Annotated in this window: 4 protein-coding genes; all 4 read left to right on the forward strand. The window is 58.3% G+C overall.

Going from position 1 to position 3,186, the window contains the following annotated elements; translation table 11 throughout:
• Positions 1-259: 259 nt before the first annotated feature.
• The 4 genes from FHT02_RS21170 (at position 260) to FHT02_RS21185 (ending at position 2,825) form a co-directional block, all read left to right on the forward strand.
• Positions 260-706, forward strand: coding sequence for a hypothetical protein (locus FHT02_RS21170; protein ID WP_184092222.1), 447 nt, complete (start codon positions 260-262; stop codon positions 704-706).
• A gap of 274 nt (positions 707-980) precedes the next feature.
• Complete coding sequence (locus tag FHT02_RS21175; protein WP_184092224.1) at positions 981-1,169, forward strand: hypothetical protein; 189 nt, start codon at positions 981-983, stop codon at positions 1,167-1,169.
• A gap of 165 nt (positions 1,170-1,334) precedes the next feature.
• Positions 1,335-1,841 carry a hypothetical protein gene (locus tag FHT02_RS21180; RefSeq protein ID WP_184092226.1) on the forward strand — a complete coding sequence of 169 codons (507 nt, stop codon included), beginning with the start codon at positions 1,335-1,337 and terminating at the stop codon, positions 1,839-1,841.
• 81 nt (positions 1,842-1,922) lie between these two features.
• Complete coding sequence (locus tag FHT02_RS21185) at positions 1,923-2,825, forward strand: hypothetical protein (RefSeq protein WP_184092228.1); 903 nt, start codon at positions 1,923-1,925, stop codon at positions 2,823-2,825.
• The last annotated feature ends 361 nt before the right edge of the window (positions 2,826-3,186 follow it).

The raw sequence follows: 3,186 nt of genomic DNA on the forward strand, positions 1-3,186 counted from the left end.
AGAATTCTGTGGGGCCAAGCCGAACGCCCTGTCTTTGAAGGGGCAATCGCTAACCGTTCCACTCCAAGACGACGAACCGCAGGCGGAGTGCCTATTAGCGGCTGCCCTAGCGGCCAATCTAGATAAGCATGGCTTTGCCGTGCAGACTTCGAGCTACGAGTAACGCGCTGCTGGTATTTTCAGGATCCGCTTTTGCAATCGAGAAACTGCCCGGCCGACCCCCCCCAATTGCAGACATCCGGTTAAACCTGCGGTACCGTTGGCGTTCATGTTTGACCGTTGGACAGATGCTTTCTTTTGGCCGGCACTGATTGGCGCTTGGACGGGCGCCCTTGTAGCTATCGCTGCCGTTCTTCTGGGAAACCCGTTTCCTGCGATGATCGGTCCGACGACGATCATCCTAGCGGCGTTAAGTCTCGCAATGTTTGTATTGATGCTGGCCGACGCCCAGACACGGCGCGCCGTCAAAAATTACAACCTGCACGCAGGAGAGCGATCCCGTGAGATGACGTGGCGGGAGCGTCTATTCTCGAAGGAGTATGGTGATCGCCGAATTGTGATCATCAATCGCTTCGCTTGGCTCGCAGCGGTGGTATTCGTCTTTGCTCAACGCCAAGATTTAGCCCTGCTTTGTATCACAAGCTTCTTCATATCAACATTGATGGCCATGCTTATGTTGAAGCGGCGATCGTGGAATGTTCGTTAACTGCCACTCCGGCACTTCGAAGCGCTTCAGAGAGGCGTAAGTTTGCATGAAAGCCGTGGGTCCGCTCACGGCCCGAAAAGCAGCCTGTCGGCTGTCGCCCAAAGTCGGTCATTCGGCATCGCCTCAGCGTCTCCCAAAAGCAGACGTAGGTTCAGCTTCAGGACGTGCCCAATTGCGGACACTTCGCGCTGAGGGCATACAAAGCTTCATGGATCGCCTTGAAGCCTACCGAAGCTGGTGGCGGCCCTTGCCCGCTTGGCTCAAGCTAGTCACCATGGCCGGCATCTACCCAGCTTGGTTCTTCATCGTCTATTGCGTGTTCACCGGGGCATCCAAGAGCCAAGAGGCCCTTTTCGCGTTTGGCGTTTTTTCGATCGGCACCCTGCTTCACATATCGTTCGACCGCCGTGATCGCGGCGCCCATCGAGAACAGGGCGGGGTGGACTTCGTGGGCGGAGAATGACCGCAAACGCCCCAATCTCAGCCATAGGGCTTTGCTGACAGTTTGCCCGAAGGCCGCCGGTCAGCTTCGGGCAAAAGCTACCGGTCCGCTCGCGCCTCACTTTAAGAAATCTCGCCGATCACCTGCTCGCTTGTGGGGCACTCTCGACTGAGGCAGAAATGACAAATGCAGCTTATTCTGATGGCTCTGCTTCTCACCGCTGCGCTAGAGATTGCTGTCGCCCAGACTAGCTTCGGGCTGAGCAGCAAGCCCTCCAAGCGTGCGGAACTGGCGATGCCGCTCGCTAAATGCATCTGGAAGCAGCGCTACTCGGAAGCTTTAGCGTTCGCCAATGATCTCGAAAATAGCTTGAAAGCGAACGTAGCGCTTGAACGGCTACGCGCCCTTCAGCGAAGCTGCCCGAATTTGAGCGCGGAGGGCGACGTTGTTGGAGCCATCATCCACAGCCGACAAGCGGCGGTGGGGGAGTGTCTACGGCGTAAAGCTCCACAGTCCTATCAGCTCTTCCAGAAAGCTGCAAAGAAGGGGACACCTGCTGCCAAGCGCTTCGTGGAACAAGGCTTTCCTGAAGCGCTCAAAGCGGCAGCGGTCGAATGCGACGTCACTTTGACCTACGACTTCGCTCAGGCGGAGCGCACCGACTTTGGCGGCCGTGTCTTGGGCTGGTGGTGACCTCAACACTTTGAGCGGCAGATCACCAACCTTTTCTGCCGGCGTAGGAGCCGCAAGCACAAGATGTAGGGAGATCTTACGGTGAATACGCCTGATCTGACCGGAGTTGCCTTGGACGCACCCTTGGACGTCCTGATCACGTTCGTCCCATCGCTCAGCACTGAATCGATCGACCCCGATCATCTGAGCGATAACCCAGATCAACCCATCACCGGCGAAGGCACCCTGATCGCTAAACTCGACGCAGCAGCCTCCGCGCCCGCGATGCCAGGCAGTCTGCAAGGGCTGCTCCCGGACGACCTGTTCGTGTTTGCTGACGGCGCCGATTCACAGCAGCCGGTCCGGTTTGGCCGGCTGGGATGGGGAAGCAAGTGTCACGTCGTGACCGAGCGTTTCAAATCCGTTCTGGAAGCATTACCGAGCAGCCGATCGGAATTCTATCCGGTCTCCGTGGTATACAGGGATCCCGCGAGCTTGGCTGAGCTGGGCGGCGGCGAGGTTGTGCGCGGTTCCCATTGGATATGGTATGGCTACGCCGTTCACGACATCATCGACGTTTCAGCCAGTTGCGCCACCTTCCACCCGACATCCCAACCGCGTCTGGATATTCCAGGAAATCCGGTTGTCGCCTTTCACGTGGTCGGCGGCGATCCTGCTGACGGTCCACGATCGCTTGTGCTCGGCCAGCTTCCTTATGCTCAAGATGCGGCTTTTCACGTCCTTGGTTGGTGGTCGCGTGCGCCCTTTGTGGCGCCCAGCCTGATGCAGGCGCTGCAACGAGCCGGAGACGGGATGCGCGCCTGGTGCCCGCAATTCGCGCCCATAGTCCTCGACCAGCGGCGCGCCTACGTAGCGCGCATGGCGGTCGAGGCAGGCAAACTGTCCGCCACGCCTAAACTTCGGATCGTCGGCACTGAGTGGTTTCTTCCCGAGGAGTACAGGCTTACCTTCTTCCCTGCACGGCCCTTTCTCGCCGGAGGTTGACCTCATGCGAGCAGCTTTTGCAGAAGAGCGTCTTTCAAGTCGTGAACAGCCGAAGGCGCCACACTCAATCAAAAGCATGGGTCAGGAGCGCGCTGCATTGTGATTATCGATTTGGGCAATCTGACGAGGGCACCGCGGCCCACTGGTGGAAGCACTGAAGCGCAGTCCAGAAAAAAATTTCGAAAACGGCAGCTACGCGCCACTCGTTGCCATGGCAGCTAACTGATATTGCCCGCCGAAAAGCCGCCTTTCCGCTTCCCACCCAGACCACGACGTTCCGCGCCCGCAAAGCGGACGCTAAAAGATGGTGTATCGCGGCGGCTGCGTTTCGAAAGCAGATGGAATGGCAGCCCCTTCACGT

This window comes from Sphingomonas xinjiangensis, assembly GCF_014199255.1.
Taxonomy (GTDB): Bacteria; Pseudomonadota; Alphaproteobacteria; order Sphingomonadales; family Sphingomonadaceae; genus Sphingomonas; species Sphingomonas xinjiangensis.